The following is a 25159-nucleotide window of genomic DNA, read 5'->3' as shown; positions in this document are numbered from 1 at the left end:
TGGGATGGCCCAGAAACAGCAAATAAAGTGCGCACATTCGCCCGTGCCCACCTTTCGAAGTGTCCGTGAAACAGAGAAAAGTGGATAGTTGGCGTCAATCGCTGTGCATCAAAAACCTCAATACCGTGTTCGCGGTAAGTGACGGATCGCTCAACGCAAACCCTTGATCTATGTTGCGGAAGGCCGTGTTTGAACGTTCAAGGAAGGTGGCCATCACTTGTGTGTCAGACATCGTCAGATCCATGCCCGCGACAAAAGGTGATTGGTCCTGCAGAACCGCATCTGGCAAAGGACCAATGCGTTCCTCAAACGCTTCTTTGGTCATAACGCGCATGACACCATTGGCAGTTTGGCATTCAAAACCACCCGCCCCCTCAGTGATCTCACTATACAGCCCACCAAACAAGCGTTTGAGATCACGGTGGTTGCCCTCATTCGCTACAATGTTGACCCCGCAAATACCGTTCACCTTGTTTGGGTGTAACAGCCATTCAGGTACGTAAATGAGATCGGGGCGATGCTGCTGGCACAGAAAAAATGACAACCTCGGAAAGGCTGCATGGGGGAGCAGTGCAAGCGTTGTTTTTGTGCGTCCCGCCGTTCCGTCTGGCAGCGCCACATCCCGCCCAAATTCCAATTGCCCTGCAACGGTTAGGCCAAGGGCCTCTGCCCGCTCGGCATCAGAACGCGAATTTGTGCTGTGCAACGCAGACAGCGCAACACCTTCTCGTGTTTGAAGGTGCTCATAAATGTGTCGCCCAAATCTGAAATCACCTGCGGGGACTTCGTCTATCAGCGTCTCGTCATAAATGCCCATGATCTCAAGCAGGCAGCCGTCAAACATTGCTAGGCTGGTACTGGTGCCCCACGGGTGTTTTCCAACAGCGGTCATGTTGAACCCCATCGCGATCAACCGTGCCCGCAGGCCCTCAATATCGTGGGTCGCAAGCAACGGGTGATCAATACCAAAGGATGCATTCATCAAATAATTCCTTCTGAACCGCTAAAGCTAACCTTTGCTGTCCCGCGCACGGTGGCCTTTGTTCCAACAGCCAAAGCGCCCTGCGGCACGTCCTGAACAACAATCGCGCCTGCCGCGATATTCGCGTTTGCACCTACAGTGATCCCGCCCAACAAAGTCGCCCCTGCACCAATGACAACCCCGCGCCCGATACGCGGATGGCGGTGCGGGCCGCTGTCATTTAACGAGCTGCCCAACGTCACATTATGCCAAATCGATACATCCTCATCAATCTCGCATGTTTCCCCCACAACAAACCCCAATCCATGATCAAGCCATATTCCTGCGCCGATACGTGCTGCAGGGTGAATATCGGTCGAAAATGCCCGGCCAAACGTAGCCTTCATAGCGAGGGCCAGATCGGTGTTTCCTTCAGCCCAAAGGTGATGCGCGACACGGTGGCCCATGATTGCATGGATACCCCGAGAAAACAGGATCGCTGACGGGGCTCCGCCGGGTTCAAAGTTGCGGCGGGCGGTTTCAGCAATATCGTGGCATGAGATATCCACCAATTCGGGATTGCTTGCGTAGGTGTCTGTGACAATGTTTCCCACAGCGGGTCTGTTGCACAAACTTGCAAACAGCGCGCCCGCCATCTGCGCAAACCCCTCAAACGGTTCAAGACCCAGAACCGCAGCAACTTGCGGCGAAGTCTCAAGCAAACGGGTAACATCATCAACAAGCATCATTCACCACCTATATGAAACATAACCGAAAGCGATGGGTTATTTTGGCGCGCTGTCAAGTCAGACGTTTCTTGCAGAGGTATAATCCATCAGTCAATCCGCGCCATCATAGCACCCAAATCCGGAATTCAGCGAACCGCGCTAACTAAGTCAAATTCAATACCATTGGCCAAGGCTGAAGTGACGGTCTCATCTTCAAATGAGATGATCTCAAAAATCACTGCTATAGTAAGTGATGGAATGATGCCATCAACGCTATCCCCCTATGCGGCTGATGTTTGGGCCGTGGTTGCATCTAGTTACGCCCCATTTCCAACGTTTCAGAATTGGATCACAATACGTGAGCGCACCCCCAGTTGCTCCGTCGTCTGACCGCCCATGATCCCGCATTTTATAAACCCAATCCGTACAATCGCGCTCCATTCACATCCGGTTTTCAGATGTGACACCGTATAAACTGGTGCCAAAGAATTTCATTTAATGAGTATTCTTACTGCGCGTTATGCAACGCAGGCCGGATTAGGAAAACGCCGACATCTTCCGCAATTGAGTGAGTAACAGGCTGGCGGCCTGTGGCAGCCTCCTTCCCTCCTTGCGGATCAGTGAAGAGACGCCATTAGAAAATACGTCGGAGGCGATTTTATGGGCACTCAACGTACCATCCGATAGTTCAGTCTCCACCACAAAGCGCGGCAAAATGGTGCACCCCATATCATTACGCACAAATGCCTTAAGCGCCGCGATGGACCCTGTTTCGACACAGCCCCGCAGCCGTACCGCATATTTCGTCTCAACAGCTACAATCATCGCGCCGATGCCAAAGGTTTTAGGTGGTATTGCGCAGGGAATTTTTGAAAGGGCCGCTATATCAAGGGGCGTTTCCCTGTCATAAATCCCTCCCCGCTGAACCAACGCGATCAGAGGTTGTGACACGGCAGATTCTACTCTGATCCCAGGGTCTTTGACGACATTATATGCCACTCCCAAATGGGCCTGTTCAGAAATAACCTGCTGCATCACATAATCGGTAGACCCAACGTTCACCGAGAATGAAATGTCAGGAAACTGCGCGCTAAAACTGGCCAGCGCACTGTCAAAGAAATCTCCAACAAATCCCTCACCTACAGCGATCACCACTTTACCACGCGTCATATTTGCAAGCGCATCAAGTTCCGAACGCAACAGATCAAACTCTCCTTCGCGCCGCTTGAGATAGGACAGCAACAACGAACCCGCATCGGTCGACCGGACGCCATGCCTTCCTCGCTCAATCAATGTGGTTGCCATCACCTTTTCCAACGCCGCTATATTTCGGCTCACCGTTGAGGGTTCTAACCCCATCTGCTCAGCGGCGGCCCTGACTGATCCCGCGTTAATTGCGGCGCGGAAACAGGCGGCTTGTTTTGGTTCCATATCTGGCATTTACGCGTTCCTTTGCAACGTATCGGGCTGATCAGTGCATGAGACGCACCATAATCGTGCAGCGGTACATTTATCCGCTATAGCTGGATTGGTTATCTTGACCACAATGTATGATCCTTTCCGCGCGCCAAACCGTGTTGATAAAGTGCAATCATATAGGGTGAAGAAAAACGGTCGGATGCATCATAAACGATCCCTGCATCAGCATCGATTGAAGCAACCGATAGATCGATGCCATTTGCACGGGCAAACATTTGTGTGGCTGTAACCCCTGCTTGCGCAGTTGCGCGGCCCGTTGTGGTCAACGCCTGTTGGGAGATCCCCAGTGCCGAACGCGAAACCGCAACGGGCGCAGGATCAAGCGTGTTGTTGATCAATAGATACATTTCACCACCCGATGCTTTTTTGTTTGGTGACAGATAGGCGTATTCTGGCACCGCAAGAAACTGCATATGTACGCCACCATCAATGTGCGTTTCAGAGTATGTTACATCATCCACCGCATATCTAAGTTCGACAGGCGAAAACATGCCCGGCAGCGCCGCAGATGCGCGCATAATTGCGCGAAACAGATCGTATTGGCCCAATTTTGCGATCTCACCCATGTCCCAGACAGAGCCTTGTGCACGATCAAGATCAGATGTCACAACAAACAGCCGCGCTCCGGCGATGTGACGTTTAGCAACGGCGCGCATAAACCTTGGGGGTGTGAACTCGGCTATCAAATTAGCAAGTGGCGTCGTGTCATAAAGAGCATCGCTGAACAGCACATGAAGCGGTTTGAACGTCATTATATCATCTGCGTCATGCCCCGTAAAAACGCGACGCAGATCGTCATCATAGTCTGCCCCCAGAAACGCAAACGGGGCAATCAGCGCTCCAGTAGACACCCCAGTGACAATATCAAACTGGGGGCGTTTGCCTGTGGTGGACCATCCGGCCAATGCTCCGGCACCAAAGGCACCGTCCTCTCCACCGCCAGACAAGGCGAGGACACAGGGCTCCTTGCTCGAACCTGTCTGATGCAGATGGCGCGCCCATTCATCAGCCCCCGCAGTTGCAGAAAGCCGAATATGCGCTAACGGGTCTTGTGCCGTTTTCGGCAAGGTCAACACAGGTGTTTCAATCGCACTGGTGCAAGCGGTAAGGGCTGTCGCTGCAAACCCTGCCAGCACACACCTGCGGTTCAGGCGAGGGGCCCGTTGTTTCGCATATTTCATCTAAAGTCCTGTCATTTCGTTTATGGCACCCGTGGTCACATCCAAGTGAGGCGGGCGATCATTTCCTCCACTATTGCTCGGGAGGGGGTGGCAAGACGGCCCGCAATGCGTCTTCGGTTACACCGAGGGTCTGTGCAGCCACAGCCAAATTGGGATGCCCCTGACCGGAAGAATGCAATGCCTCCATCAACGTATCAATTGAAATGCCCAGTGCAGTAGCCGCATCATCAAAAGCTTGGGGCATTGGGCCTTGTCCACCGCTGTCAGGGCGTGGCGGCTCATTGCGCCCGTCCTCTCCGGCGCGGATCGCACCGATGCCAGCCGTAGCGGTTGTAGAAAAGTTATCAGTCGCTTGAACACCTGTCAGACAAGGAGGCAAATTCGGAAAATCTTCTGAAGCATGATAGTGGTAATCCGCACCTCGGATAGTCCGCCCGACATGACCATTACATGCGTCTAGATAAACAGGCATTGTGCCATCTGAATCTGTACTGCCATACATTGCAAACCCGTCAAAAGCATACCCAAACAACGCCGAGCTCCTTTGCTCAAGCGCGCAAGTCGCTTCTACATTTGCTGCCTCGAAAGTTGTTTCAATATCGGTTGAGGTTGCATGCCAATGGTACCAACCGCCCGGATCAATGTGACCGCCACAGGTATCAAGTGCAGGCATGTGGCCCGTTTGCTGAATACTTGGCGCGTCGGAGAATATTGGCACCCCGTTCAGCGCCACACCGACCTTGCCTACAGTCCCCAACGGGGTCGGCTGATCTGCCGTAACCGGATTGACCGGCAACAACATGCTAATTGTCACATCTTTGGCAGGGGATACATTGATACATGCATGATCAACGCTGGGTTGCTGGGTAGCGATATCAACAACATGGACTGTTCCGTCCTCATCAAAGAAACGATATCCTAAATCATCCAACATCCGCAGGAAATTTTCGTCAATTCGGTAGAGTTTCGCGTTCTCACCAGTCCAATTCCAAATGCCGCCTTCGTCACTCAGGTGACGGGGACAAAACGGCCCAATCTCAAGCCCCTCAGGCAGGTAGCCTACAGTAATTTCATAACACGTTGACTGCTCCCCGTTTGCCAAAATGCAGTCAACAATCGAGGGCTCCTCGGTAAACGCCGTGGTTTCAAATTCGGCAAGGTCAGGATGGGCTATCGCTGTTTGCGGAATTGTCAGGACCGCTGTGACCAAAAGTGGCCGCCAAATAGGGAGTAAGCAATACATTTGTGGGTCCACTTCAGGGATATCAGAAAAGTTCAATTTCCGCGCTGTGTTGCTGTGCGCGTGAAAAAGGGCCCGCGCAGGCGGGGTGTGTTCCCCAATCCGCGCGGGCAAGATGAGCAGCTAGCCCTTGCTGGGCAAATTGTCAGGCATACAGGCGAGAGGGACACCCGCCTCTGGCGCTCCGCATTTACCTTTTAACTGCTCACCGTCATGGCCTGCAAAACTGCAGGCAGCGTTCTTTTTCGCACCGGAGCAAGCTTCAAGCGCCTCACGTGGCGGGCGGTCACGCTGTTCCCCTGACCCACTTTTCCCTGACTGCTGGGCAAAGATAAGTGGTAAATCACTGGTGCTAGATGCTGTATCGGCATGTGCCGCTACAACGCCAACAGCAATGGCAAACATAGCTGCCAATGTGGTCATCGTTACAATTCGCTGGCCTGACGTTTTGCGCAGAAACGAGGGACGATACATCGGGATTTTATTGGTTTTGGTGTCTCTAGTGAACATCTTACACTCCTGTGTGAGGCGATTGATTCGCCCTTACAAAAGTAATTTGCGCTAACATTGTGGACTGGCGTTGCAGTGAATATGCAGCGAATGTGCAGGTGTGAAAAATACTGTAGTTGGCACATTTTTGCGCCGCTTCTGACTGAAAGTTAGAAGGTCATCCTAGCCATCGTAAGAATAACCTACACCATATACCGATCTGATGGGGTCATTGTCGCTGATGGTCGCAATTTTTCGCCTAATATTGCGAATATGGCTGTCTATCGTTCTATCAAACACCTCTGTGTCATCTGGAAAGGCACGCGCGAGGAGGTCGTCACGCGAAAAAACACGCCCCGGCCGAGCCGCAAGCGAATGCACCAACATGAATTCGCGGCGCGTCAGGTTTAGTGCCTTCCCGTCAAGCCTAGCAACCCAACGCTCTGTGTCGATCTCTAATCGGGAAGCTGGGGCTGTGGCAGCATGATCCGCCCGCCCTGCTGCGCGCCGCAGAATAGCCTGAACCCGCGCTACTAATTCTCGCGGCGAATAGGGTTTGCACAGGTAGTCATCCGCTCCAAGGCCAAGCCCCAGCAGCCGGTCAATTTCCTCGACCTTAGCGGTTGTCATGATGATCGGCACATCAGAAGTGCGCCGCAGTTCGCGACAAATCGTGAGCCCGTCAACACCCGGCAACATCAAATCCAAAATCAACAAATCATGGTTGCCAGTCAACGCCGTTGAAACGGCATCCGTCCCCTCAAACAAGACATCAACCGCCATGCCCTCCGCAGATAGATAGTCCCGCACAACTTCGGCAAGTGCGGTTTCATCTTCCACAATCAGGATGCGTGGTGGTGTCATGTTTTCTCCTTGGGCAGTGCGATGGTAACCCGAAGCCCTCCCATCGCGGAGCGCTCCGCTGTAACCATGCCACCATGTGCCTCAACAATCGCCCGACAAACCGATAGGCCCAACCCCGAACCGCCAAAAGCGCGCGAACGGGAACTCTCTGCTCGGTAAAATCTATCAAAGAGCTTTGGCATGTCTGCTTCTGGCGGTGCAGGTGGTGTATCCTCAACGATCAAGTGAACCATATCGGCGGTGTCCTGAACGCTTAACCTGACTTGCCCTGGCGCATTGGTATAGCGCGCTGCATTCTGAAGCAGATTGTCGATCACCTGAAAAATTCTAATCCGATCACACATGAGTAGCGCTTTTTCAGGCAAATCCAATTCGAGGTTGATCTGCTTTTTTTCTAACAGCGGTTTGGCAACGCTGGCCGCTTCGCGGGCGATCCCGCTTAAATCCTCAAGGTGAAGCGCAGTCGTTAGGCCGCCCTCGCGGGAATGCGAAAGAATTTTGATGTCCTGAATAAGCCGAGACAATCGCATCATCGCAGCATGCATACCTGCCAAAGTTTCTGCATCAGGTTGGCGAACACCGTCTTGCACGGCCTCAATTTGGGCGCGCAGAGTTGCCAAAGGCGTTTGCAGTTCATGGCTGGTGTTGGAAATCCATTCTCTTTCAGCCTTGTCTGTACGCCCCAATGTCGCAGCAAGGGCGTTATAGTACACAATAAGCTGGCCAAGTTCGTCAGATCGGTCCTGTGTGATGCGCGCCGAATAATCACCAGAGGCCATCGTTTTCGCCCCTGCCTCTAATTGCCGTATAGGAATTAAAATCTGACGCGCCACAAAAAACGCCGCGATGGCGGACAACAACACCGCAAGCAATGCAGACAATGCCAGCGAGTTATATTGCCGACGCAAAAAGAAGGTATCACCGCCGCTGGCTGATAAAAGTGGCGCATTCAGACCAATGTAGCCAAGCAGCTTACCATTTTCGCAATTCCCGTTGACGCAGATCGCACGTTTTTCAAACAGCCCAGCCCGTTCTTTAGCACCGACGACATACACACCTTCGGAATCTAGCAGCATAAGGCGTCCGCGTATCGACAGGCGATCACCGCCCCCCGGTCCGCGTGGCGGCGGCCCATTTCGCCAAACGGGGGGCGGTCCATTTGATGGCCCCGCTCCCCTGCCTTCCTCGCGACCACGAGGTTGGAAATGTGTACGCGCAAATTTATTCCATCTGTCCGGATTGTCCGTAAATTCTGGCCAGCCCTTGGCAGCATCCACGTGCGTTTCAATCAACGCCTGCTCTAATGCGTCAAACCGCGTCAGTTCACCACGAAGCAAATATTGCGCAAAGCCATCGCGCATAGAAAAAGCCACCAGTAACGCCATGATCGCGATGATCAACGCGGCAGTAGCGGCAATGGCGACAAATATCTGAGCGGCAAGCGAATTGCGGAAGCGGTGCATAAATTACATTCCTCTCATAGAAATATGGAGGGAGGATGCAAAACATGCCACCGCTCACTGGAAAAACAGCGTTAAACAAGGCTATTCTCGGCTTTATGACACCTCTATCAGCAACTTTGGCATTGAACAGATATTCGGCGGATTCTTGATTGCTTGAAATGGGTCAGTGTGTGGCCAGCGGCATTACCATTGCTGCAAGGTCACGTTTTTACATTGCCTAAAAAACAAACATGATCCTCAAAGCCGCCTACTAAACAGCCAAATACATGCCTTCATCAAGGTTTACCCTACCCGAATGGAGTGCCTCAGCACCAGTTATGATCAAGTTCGACAACTAATCTGATCCGGAGCGCCCCATCAACCACTTAGCCCCCATTAGCTCGAGGGACCAAACCCTTTTGCAGCCTCGTGCCCGAGGGGCAGCGAGCCTGTCAATTTGCGCGGATGTGCACGGCGTTTCCCGCCTAAAGGGCTTGCGTCAGTCCGGTTCCTTGAAGTTGGTTTTTCCTCAATCATACACCCCAGATGTCGAAGCGGTTTTGGTCAATACGGCTGGTGGGATTACGGGCGGTGATAGTTTCGCACTTGATGTGCAAGTCGGTGGCGGAGCGGCCCTCACCATAACCACCCAAGCCGCCGAGCGCGCGTACCGGGCCCAGCGCGGTGAAGTCGGACACGTCACTACAAAAATATCCGTTGGCGATCATGCTTATCTGAAATGGCTACCTCAGGAGTTGATCCTGTTTGAGCGCTGCGCCTTGCGGCGACATCTGGAAATTGACCTGACAGCGCAGGCACGTCTGTTGATGGTAGAGCCTGTCGTGTTTGGCCGTGCAGCGATGCCTGAAACACTGCGCGATGTGATGTTTCAGGACAGGATCAAGATCACGCGTGAAGGGCAGCCAATCTATATCGACGGGATGGATCTGATCGGCGATGCCACGTCCCATCTGGCGCGCCCTGCAATTGCAAATGGGGCTGGGGCTATGGCAAGCATTGTGATGATCACCGCCGATGTGGCAAGTCACCTAAATCCTGTCCGCGCCTTACTCCCAGATACAGCAGGTGCAAGCCTGCTTTCGGAAACGACACTGGTGATCCGCCAACTTGCCCGCGACAGTTACGAGTTGCGGCGCAGCCTGATCCCGATCCTCGAACATCTCTCACGCAACACATTACCTACGTCTTGGAGGCTGTAATAAATGCAACTTACCCCACGGGAAAAAGACAAACTCTTGATTGCCATGGCCGCAGAGGTCGCGCGCAAACGTCTGGCGCGCGGCGTCAAGTTGAACCACCCCGAAGCCATCGCCCTGATCACTGATGCAGTGGTTGAAGGCGCGCGCGACGGGCGTTCTGTAGCGGATATGATGGAAGCGGGTGGCCACGTCATTACGCGCGATCAGTGCATGGCTGGCATCGCCGAGATGATCCCCGAGGTGCAGGTCGAAGCGACATTCCCCGACGGCACCAAACTTGTCACTGTCCACAACCCAATCAGGTAGGAGAACGCAATGATCCCCGGAGAGCTATTCCCAGCAGACGGCACCCTGACCCTGAATGCAGACGCTGAGGCAATCACCATGATCGTCGCCAATACGGGCGACAGGCCTGTTCAGGTCGGCAGCCATTATCATTTCGCCGAAACCAACCCTGCGTTGGATTTTGACCGCACTGCTGCACACGGCATGCGCCTTGATATCGCCTCTGGCACCGCTGTGCGGTTTGAGCCGGGACAACGCCGCGATGTTCAACTGATCCCGATTGGCGGCGCGCGCCGCGTATTTGGATTTAACAGTCAAGTAATGGGAGACCTGTAGATGCCTCGCGAAATGCCCCGCGCGCAATACGCCGCAATGTATGGCCCCACCACTGGCGACAAGCTTCGTCTGGCGGACACCGATCTGATCATTGAGGTTGAACGTGACCTGACCACCTATGGTGAAGAAGTGAAATTTGGTGGCGGTAAGACCATCCGTGATGGCATGGGGCAATCCCAAGTCACCCGCGCGGATGGTGCTGTAGATACCGTGATCACCAACGCCCTGATTGTCGATCACTCAGGCATCTACAAAGCTGATGTTGCGCTAAGGGACGGACTGATCCACGCAATTGGCAAGGCTGGCAATCCTGATACGCAATCGGGCGTCGATATTATCGTAGGTCCCGGCACCGAGGTGATCGCGGGTGAAGGTCGTATCCTGACAGCAGGCGGGGTGGACAGCCATATCCACTTTATCTGTCCCCAGCAAATGGATGACTCACTGCATTCAGGTGTGACCACTTGTTTTGGCGGCGGCACGGGCCCAGCGCATGGCACGCTTGCCACCACCTGCACCCCCGGCCCATGGCACATCGGACGGATGCTGCAATCCTTTGACGGCATCCCGATGAACGTAGGTCTTGCAGGCAAAGGCAACGCAAGCCAGCCTGCGGCCTTGGTCGAAATGGTCAATGCAGGGGCTTGTGCGCTAAAGCTACATGAGGATTGGGGGACTACGCCTGCGGCAATTGATTGTTGCCTGACCGTCGCGGATGACATGGACGTTCAGGTGATGATCCACACGGATACACTGAACGAGAGCGGATTTGTCGAGCACACAGTTGCCGCGATGAAAGGCCGCACGATCCATGCCTTTCACACCGAAGGCGCAGGTGGCGGCCATGCTCCCGACATTATAAAAATTTGTGGTGATGCCAACGTATTGCCTTCCTCAACCAATCCGACCCGCCCCTTCACGGTGAACACCTTGGAAGAGCATTTGGACATGTTGATGGTCTGTCACCATCTCGACAAATCCATCCCCGAGGACATCGCATTTGCTGAAAGCCGTATCCGCCGCGAGACAATCGCCGCCGAGGATATCCTTCATGACATGGGCGCGTTTTCGATCATCGCCTCGGACAGTCAGGCAATGGGGCGGGTCGGTGAAGTGCTGATCCGTACGTGGCAGACCGCTGATAAGATGAAAAAGCAACGCGGTGCCTTGCCCGAAGAAACTGGCGACAACGACAACATGCGCGTGCGACGCTACATCGCCAAATACACAATCAACCCTGCAATTGCACAGGGCGTCAGCCATGTGTTGGGTGACATCACAGTTGGCAAACGCGCGGATCTGGTACTGTGGAACCCTGCCTTCTTTGGGGTAAAACCCGAGATGGTGCTGATGGCGGGAACAATTGTGGTAGCCCAAATGGGCGACCCGAACGCCTCGATCCCGACACCGCAACCTGTCTATAGCCGCCCGATGTTTGGTGCTTATGGCAGTTCCTTGCGCCATGGCTCGGTCAGTTTTGTGTCTCAAGCAGCGCAAGACGCTGGGATTGCTGAGACGCTAGGACTGCAAAAGCAAACCGTTGCGGTTAAGAACACACGTAATATCGGCAAGGCGGATATGATCCTGAACGATGCTTTGCCCGTCGTAGATGTCCATCCCGAAACCTACGAGGTTCGCGCGGACGGCGTTCTACTCACCTGCCAGCCAGCCGAGGTGCTGCCCATGGCCCAACGTTATTTCATGTTCTGAGAGACCTAATATGAGCACCCTCCCTATTGCACAGATCCTACATCGCACCGGACATTGGACCGGCCCTACCGAGCATTGTGAGCTGGATTACACAGAACGATTTTTGCGCCGCAAACGTCTAACAACCGCGTCAGGAGATGCATTTATTGTCGATTTGGCCCAGACGACCTCGCTGGATGATGGCGATGCATTGGAGTTAGACACTGGTACGTTGGTCCAGATCAAAGCAAGCGCCGAGGCCTTGCTGAAAATAACAGGTAGCGACCTTGTGCGTCTAGCTTGGCATGTCGGCAACCGTCACACGCCCTGTCAGATCAATGCCGATCACCTGCTCATCCAAGCAGACCCAGTAATTGGCCATATGCTAGAACATTTAGGCGCAACGGTTGAAGCTATTGATGCACCCTTCACGCCTGAAGGCGGTGCATATGGGCATGGTCGCATACATTCCCACGAACACGTCGCAACTGCCCATGACCACTGACCACGATATCCTGACGCTTGCCCAGTGGTTTTCGCCTGCCTTTCCGATTGGGGCGTTTGCCTATTCGCACGGGTTAGAGACCGCAATCCAAGCTGGAGCGATCAGCAATGCCAGCACCCTGCAAAACTGGCTGGCTGACGTACTGGCGTTTGGCAGTGGACGCAACGATAGCATCCTTTTGCGCGCAGCCTATGCCAGTGACTGCAAACAAATGCTGATTGAAACGAATGATGCAGCGCTGGCAGTCTCCAGCTCTGCCGAGCGCCTCCTTGAGACTGGGCTGCAAGGGGCTGCATTTAACACCACAACAACAGCGATCTGGGGCGGAGAACAAATCGCGCTTTGCTACCCTGTCGCCGTTGGGACTGCTGCCGCGCAAAAACGGATTGATGTTGATCTGACCTGCGTCCTCTATCTGCAAGCCTTTGCCAGCAATCTGGTTTCCGCAGCTGTGCGCGCGGTGCCATTGGGTCAGACTGACGGGCAATCCGTCCTTGCGACACTTACGCCGATCTGTGACCAAATCGCCAAGGAAACGCGCCGCGCGACTCTGGATGACTTACACAGCACAGCGTTTTTATCCGACATTACCGCGATGAAACATGAAACACTCCAGCCAAGGATTTTCCGATCATGACAAAGCTAAACGGACCTTTACGCATCGGCATTGGCGGTCCCGTTGGCGCGGGCAAAACCACATTAACCGCCTGTATAGCGCGTGCACTGCACCCCAAGTGTTCCATCGGTGTCATCACCAATGACATCTACACCCAAGAAGACGCAGAAGCGCTAATGCGGATGCAAATCTTGCCGCGGGATCGTGTCATTGGCGTGGAAACAGGTGGCTGCCCGCATACTGCGATCCGTGAAGATGCATCAATTAATTTGGCAGCCATTGCGCAGATGCGCGCGCGCCACGAAGATCTGGAAATCATCCTGATCGAAAGTGGTGGCGACAATCTGTCAGCTACCTTCAGCCCCGAACTGGCAGACCTAACAATCTATGTGATCGATGTGGCCGCTGGAGAAGAGATCCCCCGCAAGGGTGGTCCCGCGATCACCAAATCCGACATATTGGTCATCAACAAAACTGATCTTGCCCCCCATGTCGGCGCGTCATTAGACGTCATGGACCGCGACAGCAAAAAGATGCGTGGGCAACGGCCTTTTGTTTTCTGCGCGCTGCGTCACGGTCAGGGCGTCACGGACGTTCTAAAGTTGATTACCGAAATGGGTGGCCTTGCCGACCTTCTCGAGTCGACGGAAACAACACTGACATAACGACAGCACCCCGACACACTGGCGACACAGGAGATCTGCGTCGGGGCTCTCTTTCCCAAGAGTATTGATCAAATCAAACGGGACAGTATCTTCATTTCACCTGTTTTAAGGACCATCCTTGCCGTTGAGCCCTACGCGTTGGGATCGCATCGTAATTCTGGGAAGAGCTAAATCAATTCTTCTCGTGTGCGATCAACCAGTCCATCAACACCGGAGCCGCTTGGATTGAAAGCTCTCTCTGGGAAAGCCATTGGCAAAAATGATCTCGTGTTGCTGGAACATGATGTAGATGTAGGTAGCGCTTTCCTGTTTTTTGGCGCACCGCATTTTCACCATCGATCATATGAACCCCGAGCATCAATACAGCTGATTCATCAAATAGCAATTCACCTGTTGTCCTTTGATCAATATCCTGTGCTGTGGCGAAGCTGTAAAGTCATCCAATGCACCCGACCACATGGTTTTCTCTAGAGTAACGGAGGCATATTTTTCTATGCCGGGTACGGCACCCGTCAGACAGAATGGTCAACGTGACCTGTTCTCCCATAGAGAGCGTTACCACTATCCGCCAAAGCGACCTCGATGGTACTTACGTCGGTGGAAACGACGCGTGCCTTTATCGATAACTCCTACGTCGTACCATCCATTTCAGTGTTATAGGTGTCGTTTGCTATCAGGCGATCTACGTAGAAATTTGATGCCGAAGTGATAGAGACCGTATCAATCGAGACCAACTCACTTTGGGCAGGTGTAAAAGGCGCGGTGACATCCTTTCGCCAAATGCCTAACGCATCGTTGCCCCGTTTACATATTCCAGATATTCTTCAGAGGAAAAGGTAAAGAACAGCGTGATGTAATCGCCAACAGCCGCAAATGTCACCTTAAGTATAACAACATCTTGCGTCGGCTGATCCGATACAGCGTCTAGTTCTGCATTCCCAAAGACAGAATTTTTCGTGTCATTAGAACCCTCAGGATTTGTTAAATCAGCCGCTTAGCCTGAGGACAAAATGATAGCGGCATCTGCGCGGGCAACATACCCGATGTGATATCAGCACCAGAGCTGGTCCCGAGCGCACCTGCGTCACCCGTAAGCGCCGCCATACCAATCGTAACACCATTCCCAAGAATTGTTTGTGTCAATACTAACGCATCAGCACTCAGGCCAATGAAGAGCTGGTCTGCGATTACGATTTCGACAATCTAACGCTCGGAACTCAACCATTCTTGGCGTGTCCCATTTCAACACAGGAATGGTTGATGATAGGCGGTACTCTAAGACAACAAACGGTAGTTTTTCAGGCATGGTGTGAACCCGCCAGAAATAAATGCGTGCGCCTAGTAAGGTTTTTGAACTCAAGTGAGGTTCTTTATCGCCTTGAGTTGCAATTTTTGAGCAATAGTAAGAGTTAACGAGTTAACACCACTGCGGATTTTCTTGCCAAGGAACGGTCCCCTCATTGATCAGTTCACAGCGAGCACATAAAATGACATCCCACGAATTCGCAACCAAACCCCCAGAACCATCTTATTTTTAGTAGTCGCGGCTAACGTAAAGAAACGTTACTTACTTCTACGCCGTGAATACCCTTTTGCGGCCCCGTTTCGCGCGAGGCTATCGCCTGAACGCCCCAACGTTGCACCGCAGTCAGCAGCGCTTTTTTTCCGATCGGTTTTGTTAAAAAGTCATCCATCCCGACCTCCAAGCAACGTTCCTGATCTTCCTGCATTGCGTTAGCTGTCAAGGCAATTATTGGGCAATGCACAAAGTTGAATTCATTTTCCAACTTGCGAATTGCTTGGGTTGCTTCGATACCGTCCATCTGCGGCATAGACATGTCCATCAATACAATATCAGGTTTAACTTCTGTAAATTTTTGCAATGCTTCAATGCCGTTTTCAGCAAAAATGATTGAGACATTAGCATCTTTTAACATTGTCTTTACAATAAACTGATTGGTGCTGTTATCTTCAGCCACAAGAATATTCAAATGTTCGATTTCACTTATATTTGGTTCTACTGTTTCAACTTTTTGGAGTGTTTTGGGTTGCATCATAAGAGATCGAACAATGGCGTTCCGTAAACTCGTTGACCGAACAGGTTTAAGTAATAATTCGCAATTTCCAATTTCTGACTTGATGGCGTGGTTCATTGACAGCTCAACCGATGACAGAACGACTAACGGAATGGTTCTGAAAGCGTCCATACCCCGAATACGTTTTGCCAGTTCCTCTCCATCCATCTGAGGCATCTGATAGTCTTGAATTACAAGATCAAAATGCTCGCTTGTCTTTTCCAGGATATCCAAGGCTTCTGGCCCAGAGGACGCGAGTACAACTGTCACATCCCAACTGCTGAGCCGTTCTGAGAGAATTCGCCGGTTCAGCTCCAAATCATCTACAACCAATATGCGCAAACCTGCCAACTCTTGCTCATGACCATAAGTTTTGGCCAGGACTTGTACGCCTTCAACCATTGGAACATCTATGGTGAATGTCGATCCCTGCTCCGGCTCTGACGTGACACTTATCCTTCCACCCATCAATGCCAACAATCTGGTAGATATTGCCAATCCCAGACCAGTTCCTTCAAATTGACGGCTTCGGGCGCTATCCGCCTGTTCAAATGCACTAAATATCTGAGAAATTTGGCTTTGCGGTATCCCTATACCAGTGTCCTTCACTTCAATCCTTAGATTGTAGCCTTTAGGACCTTTCACACCTGTCACATCTATATAGACGTACCCTTCAAGGGTGAATTTAACTGCGTTCCCCGCAATATTAGTAATGATTTGCCGCAATCGACCGACATCGCCCTGAAACACCTTTGGCAGGTTAGGATGATATCGCAGAGTAACTTCTACTGACTTTTCCCGCGCCTTTGTGGAAAGCAACGTGATGATGTCCTCCATTGCGGCCTCGAGATCGAATGGAGCATTCTCCAGCTCCATCTTGCCCGCTTCGATCTTGGAGAAATTCAATATGTCATTGATGATCGTCAACAGTGCTGAGCCAGATGAAGAAATCGTCTCGGCATACATCTTCTGATCCTCATTCAGGTCGGTGTCCAGAATGAGTTCGGCCATGCCAATGACACCGTTCATCGGCGTGCGAATTTCGTGGCTCATGTTTGCCAGAAAATCTGATTTAGCCCTGCTCGCCTTATCAGCATTTTCTTTCGCCATTTTTAATGCATATTCTCGGCCATCCCGTTCGGTAAAAGTTTCTTCCAACACTGTAACCGAATAATCGAGCGCAGAAAGTTCCCTTGAGACAAATGATGCAAGGCGTGCCCTGTCGTGTCGCTCGCCAGCGATGACCGAAGACATTCGAGTATGGATATTGCGAAGAGGTCGCATGGCCAGAACATTGGTTTGAAATAGAAAAAGCAACGACAAAACTGTTACTGTGAATACGATGGTCACCTGCGTTTGGCGGACATTTGCATCAATCAATGCTTGCCCCTCTGCTGTAGACCAATCCACTTCCATGACACCAAATGGTTCACCTTCGAGGATAATATCGTTTGTGAAGTGTTTGGACCCAGTATTGGATGGGACTCCTTCGCGCACAACATGCGCTATAACATCACCAAAATCGTCCTTTATGGAAAGTGCCAACAGCTTGGCATTGCGCACAAGCGCTTCTTCCATAGCTGCCTGTAAAACAGGTGTATCCTGTACGATGATGGGCTCTAACATCAGCCCGCTGATCAGTGAAACTGTTAGATCTGCTTGCGTATGCAAGTCGACGTTCATACGCTGGGTTTCTGCACGACGCTCGTACTCCCCAACGACAAAAGTCACGAGAACGGCAGCAAAGATCATCGAGACGATGATTTGCGTATTTATGCCAACGTTTTTCATACGCCTGCCTAACCAGTCAATCAGAATTTGTTGCTGTTCTTTATGGCGTTGCGAATGAAATCATAGTCGGCATCGAACCCTTCTATAAATCCATCTTTAGCAATGCCCCCCAGTACCTTTACGTCTGTTGTGCCAAGCATAACCTGACGCATGACTGCAAACACCTCAGGATCTAAATCAGATGCCGCAAGCCAAGGTTTTGTGACATTCTCAAACTCGAACAAGGCCTTGATAGGGACGCCTGATTTCACCAGTTTTTTAAAGGTACTTTCCTTAAGCGCACCTGCCGTGAAACGCCCCTCACCTACAGCTGATCCAACACGGTCATGGCGGCCAAGGTATTCATATCCACTAAGTTCTTTACTGGTTACACCCGCGTCAATCAGGTGGCATTGTGAGAGGTAACGACCAATGGTAGAAAGCTCATCTCCAAAGGCGAAGCTTTGCTGTGTCAAACCTGAAAGGGAAACAATTTCGCTATCTCGATGTACCGCAATGATCCCCTTAGATCTTTTCGTCCCTTTTTTCGATTCCATTGCCACGATTTCAATCCCAGCATTGCGTTCTTTTACAGTGACATAGGATGCTGGCCCAAATCGGGCAAAATCCACATCTCCATTTGCTAGGTGCGAAATGCCGGTTTCATATTCCTTGGCAATCTTCATCCTGATTTTGACTGGCTCATCCAAAATATTGGCCATTTCTTCAGACAAATATCTCAGAAAGGGTTTGAATTTCCTGACGGTCGTACTCGGCTTGTCAGCAGCATATGTACCAAACACAAGGTCAATATCCGCCGATGCAGGAACAGCCATTACAGCTGCAAGTCCAGCCACCGCACACGTTTGAACCCAGCGGGATGGACCATATTTCTCGAGCCAGCGACGACAAATCTGCTTCAATAGGTTGCTTTTCATGGTGTCCCCTCAAAGGTTTTCGACCTCGAAACCTGAGCGTCGATGAGAATTGAATACCTATTCGTGGCAGACCCAAACGAAGATTTGGTTAATTCGACATCACATTCCAACCTGCGTCGAATTTTCGCGCCTGATGTTCACAATCAGCGTTAACCATGTAGATCGTAAATTATATATTAACTAAAATTTACCTCTAATAGTTGAATTGTTCATAGGTAATTCAAGCGGGGCGAGTTGTGATTGCGGTTCAAATAGCTAGATCGAAGGCATTTAAGGTTCTTCACAAACAACAACATTTCGCTCTTTTGGGTATTCTCGTTGTAGCGCCCAGTATGGCTTTTGCCATCCCTTCGCCAGAACTCTTGATTGGTTCGGTTTCCTCATTATCGCAGGTCTTTGCCGTCGCTTTTGCGGCTGTAACAGGGGCCACTGCGCTGATCGCAAAACGCTTCGGATTCACCCCTAAGTTGGGCCAAAGAAATACCCGGTTTCCTGTGCGTTTTATCGTTGCACTATTGTTGATTGCCGCCACTCTGGGTGCTCTCAACATCTGGCAATACCGAACCAAGCAATCTCAAGAACTGGCTCATTTGCAATCCACCCTTGTTCGCCCTGCTCAATTTGACGGGACGGCGATTAAGGATAAAAATCTTAAAGAGACCAGTTTTAATAAACAGGCAGAAAGCCCGCTCGCATTGAGCACGCAAGAGGCGCAGCTCCTGTTACAGAGTTCGCAGAACGGTGAGGAAACCTTGTTTTTTGATGTGCGTGAAACTGGTGAGCATCGGATGGGAACACTGCCAGGTGCCACACACGTGCGGTTCCCTGACTTTCTGCAATCCAACATGCCTCTGGAAGGCAAGAAAGTGGTATTATTTTGCCACAACGGAAACCGCAGCAGCGAAACCTGTGCCGAGCTTGCTGCCCGTGGAATTGATTGTCGCTTCATAAGTGGCGGCATCGAAAAATGGCTGGTTGAAGGACGCGACTTTAGCGATAAAGACGTACAATCACTGTCTGATCTTAGGGCCATTCCAGACTATCCCAACAAAGAAACCTTGCTCAGTACCAAGGATTTCCAAAACCTGCAGGCGAGTGCAGACTTGCAGATTGTCGATACCCGGTATCCGGGCGACTTTGCGTCTGGCCACTTACCCGGAGCGATCAATATTCCGCTGCGCGCGCTACCGACAAATGAACTCAAAGCACGCATTGCTCAATTACAGAACAAACCCACGATTGCTGCCTGCTATGATCGACGTAGCTGTTTCATGTCTCAAGTTCTCGGACTGGAGATGAGCGAAGCAGGCATCGACTTCCAGGGACGATACACCACTCCTTGGGAGCATTTTGTCGCCCCAACGCCCAAACCCCACGTCCAACAATGGTTGGCCGAGCAGCAAGTCACCTATTGGCAGATAGCAGTTTCCAAATTGGCCTCAGCGCTGGTTTGGTTTGGAGAACGGGCACATTTTGTGCTTGGTCTAGTCGCACTGTCGCTCCTTTCTCGTTTGATGGTTTTGCCAATCGCACTCAAATCCGAACGCGATCAGATGACCACAGCAAAGCATGCGCAGGAACTGAAACTACTAAAGGATAGTCTAAAGGACGACCCAACCCGCAAAGCACGCGCTGTGCAGCAGTTTTATTCGGACAAGGGTCTTACACCCATGCGTAACTTGGCTGCACTGTTGTTTTTACCCGTGATGATGCTGGGCCTCAGCGCCACGTCCGAAGCCGCCGCCTCTATCACTACGTCCTTCCTCTGGGTGCAGAATCTTGGTCAACCAGATGGCACTTACATCCTACCAACCCTCTTTGCTCTTCTGGCTGGCACCTACTTGCATTGGGCCGTTGCCAAGACGAAACGACAGGCGGTTTTATGGTGGGTCATTGGCGCTCCAGCGATGTTTGCACTGGTTTTTCAGCTCAGTGCCGCTGGCAATGTGTATCTGTGCACTAGCCTCATCCTTTTGCTGATCCAACGGGCCTATGTCACGGGTGTTATCAAACAAATCATTCTGCAGACATCAGGCGCTATACGGCGCTGGAAACTGCGTAATTTCAGCTACGGTATCTTTCCTCTGGATCACACTGAAGCCCTGCACAATAGCGGCAATAAATCTTACCGGTTGTCTGTTCTAAAAAATGCGGGCCTGCCTGTGCCTGACGGTGTCGTAATCCGGTCAGAGGCGATAGATGCCTATAGCGACATGTCCAAAACCCAAAAGGCCAAATTCTCCAATATGGTCTGGCGTTTAGTGGATGAAAAACCTTGCGCAGTCCGAAGCTCGGCCTCAAGCGAGGACGGTGCGGATCAAAGTTTTGCTGGTGTTTTTGAAAGCGTCTTAGAAGTACAGAAAGCTGAGATGCGAGAAGCTCTTGATACGGTTGTGGACTCGTTCTCATCCGCCCGCGCCGAAAGCTATGATGCGGAAGGTGAAAAGAAACACGACGGCAATATTTTGGTCCAGCAAATGGTGCGTTCAGAATATGCCGGAGTTCTCTTCACCCAAGACCCAACCGCGCCTGGATTGATGATGGTGGAACTGGTCAAGGGCTGCGGGGATGATTTGGTATCTGGCCGTGTCACCCCCCAAAGTCTGCGGTTTGGTCGCTATACCCAATCCGCAATTGGCGATGACATTGCACCGATTGATTTGCTCCCCTTGCTGGAACTTGGGCAAAAAATTGAGACCACATTCGGATGCCCTCAAGACATCGAATGGGCGTATGCAGAAGGGTCGTTCCAGATTGTTCAAAGTCGCGACATCACAACGCTTGTCGGTGGTAGCCCAGCAGAGCTGGCGCGGACACAGGAGTGGAAACGCATCTTTGATAACTACAAGGACAGTGAAGCCGATGACGTAATCCTGGAGCAAGATGAAATGTCCGAAGTCTTGCCAAGGCCAACCCCCCTTTCCTTTTCTCTTATGGGACAGATTTGGGGCCCGGGTGGCAGTGTAGACATCGCATGCCGACAATTGGGCATCAGTTATAACCTGCCTGAGGGGCGGCCCGGTCATTTGGTCAACTTATTTGGACAAACCTTTGTGGATCATGATCTGAAAAAGAAGATGGCCTTGCGTCTCAACAACGCAAAAGCGCGCCAGTTGCGCAAACAAGCGCCCTTCATGATCACCCATTTCCAAGAGCAGATCAAACCTGCCTTGGAAGAAGATATGGCTGTATGGCGGGCCATCGATTTTAACGCGTTGCCCCAAAAACAAATTATCGTCTGCATTGAAAAGCTTCAAACCAAGTTGGTCCACGAGATTTACGTCGAGGCGGAGAAAATCAACATCGTCGCAGGGTTCACGATGAGTGAAGCGGACGCCATTGCAAAAGGTGACCAGGACGCGCGCAACCGCCTTATGCGTCCCGTCTTGCGTCACGCGCCTGTCAATATGATAGATGCCTGTGCAGGCCTCAAGGGAGATGCGCAAAAGAGCACGCTCATGGCTCTGATGGGGCACCGCGCGATCTTTGATTATGAACTGAGCACGCCGCGCTACAGCGAAGCGCCTAGTCTGCTGTGGCCGTTGCTCAACAGTGCCACGCCTTTGTCTTCTGATGGGTTCCCCCCCATCGCGACACCCCCAAAGGACGCAATAGATCTGGCCATCGCTTTCCAAGATCTAAAAGAACAAGCAAAACATGAAGCGCTCAAAATTGTTGCTGAAATTCGGCGTGCAATTATGGCGGTGGCCGAAGAAACAGATTTTGCAGATTTGATTTTCCATCTTAAGATGGAAGAACTGGTAGCCTTAGGCAGTGCTGATTTAACAGCGCTCAAGGCGATTGCACAAATACGAAAAGAAAAATCAGATCACCTTTCAAAGCAAGCGCCGAGACAGGTTACACTTACCCTGCGCGATTGCGAGCTACTGTCCGCTCCTGTTCCCATTCAAGGTCAATCAGACCGCTCCGTTCTGGGTGGTACCTGCGTGTCAGGTAGCCACGATGTGTCTGGTCGCGTGTTTAAGGTGCAGGACGAATTCGATTTGACGGCAGACCCGTTTGTCGAATTCCAAGATGGCGACATCATTGTGTGCCGCATGGTTAACCCCTCTTGGTTGCCCTATGTCCAGCGATCTGGCGGAGTCCTAAGCGAGGTAGGCGGCTGGCTAAGCCACATGGCGATTGTCGCCCGAGAAAAGAACGTTTTGATGCATGTCGGATGTGGTGGGTTGATTGGTTTAGACACTGGCGCAAAAATACGGGCCGGAACCGATGGGAGCATCGAAATCGTAGAAGAGCAAAAGATACCTGCACGCCAATCAGCATGATACTCAAGGTTTTCGGCTTCGGCCGAAGGGCAGCAAGTCACTGACCAGACGCCCTGCTTTACAGACGTTTGAACCAGCGAGGCATACAGTCCGGAAACACATATGGTCACACCATGATTAAGGCTTATTGGCATCAGAGCCGTTTCGCGCTCAAACACTTCGGATGGATCACATCCTTTCATAGTGGCTGAATGGAGTTCGCTTTTATCGGTTTCCATTTCTAAGGGACCGAAAGGCCAAAAAAGCGATCATTTCTGAGTTAGGATACCGAAAGGCGTCCGTCTCAATTGATAACGATGATTGGTGACACAATCTCGACAATCCCAGATCGAACGCACTATGGCACGAAATAAGGAGCAACTCCCATAATAGGAGCAGGCCTGCGAAATTGTCTCCCCTCAATACTCGGGATGGCTGCCGACGTTTCCCGAACCCGGCACGGGATGGGGCGGTACAAACATTGATGACCCTTTATAATTCCTTGGGCCTTTCAATCCAAAGATTGAACAAAAAGGTATGTGTTTTCTCAGGATCACAACAACCCGTGAGCAGTCTGCATATTTTGAGATAGACGATGCCTTTATGCCGCAACCCGTTGTGATGCCGACTGTTTCGCGCGCCTGTTGATCTAATTGCGAAAACTGTGAGCCCTCAGTCGGTTCAGTTTTGTTTGTGCACTCCGCTTGGGGGGCTTGCGGACTGGCGACACCGAAAACCCTGTCAGGTTGATGTTTTGGACATGCCCACAGGATCGTTTGGCCATCTACCAACATCTGCCCTCGTTGCGCCGACAAGATTTACGCTGCTGGTTGGCGATTATGGTACGCTTGACGGCACATGGATGAAATCAAACCTGTAGACGATATGCAAACGGATGAATTGCGCCACGCAAAACCAAACAAGTGCGGTCATGATCCGATGTCACAGGCATGACCGCAGTCGCAGGCAACGACGCTGACACTGTCATGGATGCAATGGATGCAATGGATGCAATGGATGACGCTACCTTAACGCGCGGCTATGTAAATAACTGCGCTGGCACTGCGCTTCACCTAACCAAAACCTCTTAGTCTAAGCATGGCAGAGCGGTTAATAGAGATGCTTGGCGATGCAGATTAGGTCGAAGGATATGGTAAAGGCCCGGTGATCGGCGAAGGCAGTGAACTGGAACCCTGCCCATTGCGGCATGCACCGGGTGGCCATGCGATGGTGCAATTGTAGGCGGGTTCAAACACGATTGCCACCTTCACAAAGAGAAGACGAGCTGCACTAGCCCGCTTTTCACATCCCATCGGTTCTGGTTGTGCTCATGAATTGAGCGATATATTGATGTTCTATGTCAACAGACCCAACCCGCATTGAAGAAATCGAATACCAGCTTGAAGATCAAGTCGGTTTCATTTTGCGTACCGCTAGCCAAAGACACGCAACGATTTTTCAAAGGCATGCTAATGAAAAACTAACGCCAACCCAGTTCAGCACACTCATCCGGCTGGCCGAAGTTGGCACGGTTTCACAGAACCATTTGGGACGTCTCGCGGCGATGGATGTTGCTACGATCAAGGGCGTTGTCGATCGTCTAAAGGCAAAGGGTTTGATCCAGTCAGAAGCCGACCCGAAGGACAAACGCCGCTCTTCGATTTCACTGTCAGCGCGCGGTGCGGCGCTCATCACCGATCTCAAATATTCTGGATTGCTGATCACCAAAGAAACCCTTGCGCCGCTTACCCCGCGGGAACAAAAAACTCTTCTTAATTTACTCAGCAAGATATCTTAGTACTTCAAAGCGTGGCTACCACGGTTTCTCTTTATGTGAACGATCCGATGGGCCCTGCAAGCAATCCAGTTGTTTTCAAGGTCCGAAGAGCGCGTTTATCCATACGTGTCGTGATGTGGGCGAGCGAACCAAAGGTAAAGAACTGGTTGCCGCAGTCAAAGATGACCCGTTGTGAGGTGAATTTACCCGAGTTTTACAGCTTTATGGCACGATCATACGGGAGTATTATCCGTTTCAGAGGCGCATTTACCGACTAGATGGATGCGGTAAGGTATTTGACGACCCTACTTGCCTCCCATCACAAGTGAGATTGATTGCGCGTTGGCTTACGGCGCAATAGCTATGCTACATGACACATAGATGCGCTTGAAGGGGTTGGCCTTGCTGAGGGGCAAACAACCGCCCTGACGCCTTGGCCGACAAACGGCACTGGCCTACCAGACAAAACAAGCCGCCAAGATCGTTCTGATCTGCCAGCCTGCATTTTTTACATCAACTTTTAAACAATCGTGACTTCAGGCCATCATGCGATCACGCAACGTCAACGTCATTTACACCCCAAGGTACTGGCTAATTTTGTTGGGGTTATCGCTGAGATCTTTTGCTGTTG

At 51.5% G+C, this 25159-nt stretch carries 23 protein-coding genes and 1 pseudogene; 11 read left to right on the top strand and 13 right to left on the bottom strand.

Annotation, left to right across the window (positions count from 1 at the left end; all coding sequences use genetic code 11):
* Positions 1-94 precede the first annotated feature (94 nt).
* The 8 genes from V7775_RS17460 to V7775_RS17425 form a co-directional block, all read right to left on the bottom strand.
* Positions 95-982, bottom strand: coding sequence for a VOC family protein (locus V7775_RS17460; protein ID WP_335753202.1), 888 nt, complete (start codon positions 980-982; stop codon positions 95-97).
* Positions 982-1710 carry a serine acetyltransferase gene (locus V7775_RS17455; RefSeq protein WP_335753201.1) on the bottom strand — a complete coding sequence of 243 codons (729 nt, stop codon included), beginning with the start codon at positions 1708-1710 and terminating at the stop codon, positions 982-984. The genes V7775_RS17460 and V7775_RS17455 overlap by 1 nt, the downstream gene beginning before the upstream one ends.
* A 516-nt stretch (positions 1711-2226) precedes the next feature.
* Positions 2227-3129, bottom strand: a complete 903-nt coding sequence (locus V7775_RS17450) for a LysR family transcriptional regulator (protein WP_335753200.1) — start codon at positions 3127-3129, stop codon at positions 2227-2229.
* Between the two features lie 92 nt (positions 3130-3221).
* The gene (locus V7775_RS17445; RefSeq protein ID WP_335753199.1) at positions 3222-4349 is read right to left on the bottom strand and encodes a patatin-like phospholipase family protein; all 1128 of its coding nucleotides are present in this window, start codon (positions 4347-4349) and stop codon (positions 3222-3224) included.
* Positions 4350-4419: 70 nt separating this feature from the next.
* Entirely contained in the window at positions 4420-5592 is a 1173-nt protein-coding gene (locus tag V7775_RS17440) for a YHYH protein (RefSeq protein ID WP_335753198.1), read from the bottom strand.
* Between the two features lie 120 nt (positions 5593-5712).
* Entirely contained in the window at positions 5713-6099 is a 387-nt protein-coding gene (locus V7775_RS17435; protein ID WP_335753197.1) for a hypothetical protein, read from the bottom strand.
* A 162-nt stretch (positions 6100-6261) separates the two neighbouring features.
* The gene (locus V7775_RS17430) at positions 6262-6942 is read right to left on the bottom strand and encodes a response regulator (protein WP_335753196.1); all 681 of its coding nucleotides are present in this window, start codon (positions 6940-6942) and stop codon (positions 6262-6264) included.
* Positions 6939-8405: an ATP-binding protein gene (locus V7775_RS17425; RefSeq protein WP_335753195.1), complete on the bottom strand. Its 1467-nt coding sequence runs from the start codon at positions 8403-8405 to the stop codon at positions 6939-6941. The genes V7775_RS17430 and V7775_RS17425 overlap by 4 nt, the downstream gene beginning before the upstream one ends.
* A 398-nt stretch (positions 8406-8803) precedes the next feature.
* On the opposite strand from V7775_RS17425, the gene V7775_RS17420 reads away from it, so the two are divergent.
* The 7 genes from V7775_RS17420 to ureG are packed head-to-tail and all read left to right on the top strand — an operon-like array spanning position 8804 to position 13700.
* Positions 8804-9604, top strand: a complete 801-nt coding sequence (locus V7775_RS17420) for an urease accessory protein UreD (protein ID WP_335753194.1) — start codon at positions 8804-8806, stop codon at positions 9602-9604.
* A 3-nt stretch (positions 9605-9607) separates the two neighbouring features.
* Positions 9608-9910, top strand: a complete 303-nt coding sequence (locus V7775_RS17415; RefSeq protein ID WP_335753193.1) for an urease subunit gamma — start codon at positions 9608-9610, stop codon at positions 9908-9910.
* A 9-nt stretch (positions 9911-9919) separates the two neighbouring features.
* Positions 9920-10225 carry an urease subunit beta gene (locus tag V7775_RS17410; protein WP_335753192.1) on the top strand — a complete coding sequence of 102 codons (306 nt, stop codon included), beginning with the start codon at positions 9920-9922 and terminating at the stop codon, positions 10223-10225.
* Positions 10226-11935, top strand: coding sequence for an urease subunit alpha (gene ureC, locus V7775_RS17405; RefSeq protein ID WP_335753191.1), 1710 nt, complete (start codon positions 10226-10228; stop codon positions 11933-11935). It abuts the gene before it with no gap.
* Positions 11936-11945: 10 nt separating this feature from the next.
* Positions 11946-12419, top strand: coding sequence for an urease accessory protein UreE (locus V7775_RS17400; protein WP_335753190.1), 474 nt, complete (start codon positions 11946-11948; stop codon positions 12417-12419).
* Positions 12409-13056, top strand: coding sequence for an urease accessory protein UreF (locus tag V7775_RS17395; protein WP_335753189.1), 648 nt, complete (start codon positions 12409-12411; stop codon positions 13054-13056). The genes V7775_RS17400 and V7775_RS17395 overlap by 11 nt, the downstream gene beginning before the upstream one ends.
* Positions 13053-13700 carry an urease accessory protein UreG gene (ureG, locus tag V7775_RS17390; protein WP_335753188.1) on the top strand — a complete coding sequence of 216 codons (648 nt, stop codon included), beginning with the start codon at positions 13053-13055 and terminating at the stop codon, positions 13698-13700. The genes V7775_RS17395 and ureG overlap by 4 nt, the downstream gene beginning before the upstream one ends.
* Positions 13701-13872: 172 nt before the next feature.
* Here the strand turns inward: ureG and V7775_RS17385 are convergent, their stop codons facing one another.
* From V7775_RS17385 to V7775_RS17370, 5 genes and pseudogenes are all read right to left on the bottom strand, one after another.
* The gene (locus tag V7775_RS17385; RefSeq protein ID WP_335753187.1) at positions 13873-14085 is read right to left on the bottom strand and encodes a hypothetical protein; all 213 of its coding nucleotides are present in this window, start codon (positions 14083-14085) and stop codon (positions 13873-13875) included.
* Between the two features lie 399 nt (positions 14086-14484).
* Positions 14485-14664, bottom strand: a pseudogene (locus V7775_RS24850) (choice-of-anchor L domain-containing protein); the annotation flags it as partial.
* Positions 14665-14681: 17 nt separating this feature from the next.
* Positions 14682-14843, bottom strand: coding sequence for a hypothetical protein (locus tag V7775_RS17380; protein WP_335753186.1), 162 nt, complete (start codon positions 14841-14843; stop codon positions 14682-14684).
* A 404-nt stretch (positions 14844-15247) separates the two neighbouring features.
* Positions 15248-17566, bottom strand: coding sequence for a response regulator (locus V7775_RS17375; protein WP_335753185.1), 2319 nt, complete (start codon positions 17564-17566; stop codon positions 15248-15250).
* 20 nt (positions 17567-17586) lie between these two features.
* Positions 17587-18483: a PhnD/SsuA/transferrin family substrate-binding protein gene (locus tag V7775_RS17370; RefSeq protein WP_335753184.1), complete on the bottom strand. Its 897-nt coding sequence runs from the start codon at positions 18481-18483 to the stop codon at positions 17587-17589.
* Positions 18484-18815: 332 nt separating this feature from the next.
* Here V7775_RS17370 and V7775_RS17365 point away from each other — a divergent pair, with 332 nt between their 5' ends.
* The 4 genes from V7775_RS17365 to V7775_RS17350 all read left to right on the top strand — a co-directional run bounded on the left by V7775_RS17365 (position 18816) and on the right by V7775_RS17350 (position 24549).
* Entirely contained in the window at positions 18816-22772 is a 3957-nt protein-coding gene (locus V7775_RS17365; RefSeq protein ID WP_335753183.1) for a PEP/pyruvate-binding domain-containing protein, read from the top strand.
* Between the two features lie 733 nt (positions 22773-23505).
* Positions 23506-23631, top strand: coding sequence for a hypothetical protein (locus tag V7775_RS17360; RefSeq protein WP_335753182.1), 126 nt, complete (start codon positions 23506-23508; stop codon positions 23629-23631).
* A gap of 70 nt (positions 23632-23701) precedes the next feature.
* The gene (locus V7775_RS17355; protein WP_335753181.1) at positions 23702-23842 is read left to right on the top strand and encodes a hypothetical protein; all 141 of its coding nucleotides are present in this window, start codon (positions 23702-23704) and stop codon (positions 23840-23842) included.
* A gap of 266 nt (positions 23843-24108) precedes the next feature.
* Positions 24109-24549, top strand: coding sequence for a MarR family winged helix-turn-helix transcriptional regulator (locus V7775_RS17350; protein ID WP_335753180.1), 441 nt, complete (start codon positions 24109-24111; stop codon positions 24547-24549).
* The last annotated feature ends 610 nt before the right edge of the window (positions 24550-25159 follow it).

This window comes from Sulfitobacter sp., assembly GCF_036960155.1.
Lineage (GTDB): Bacteria > Pseudomonadota > Alphaproteobacteria > Rhodobacterales > Rhodobacteraceae > Sulfitobacter.
Note: the sequence above shows the minus strand (reverse complement) of the source record. Positions and strands in the feature narration are given on the sequence as shown.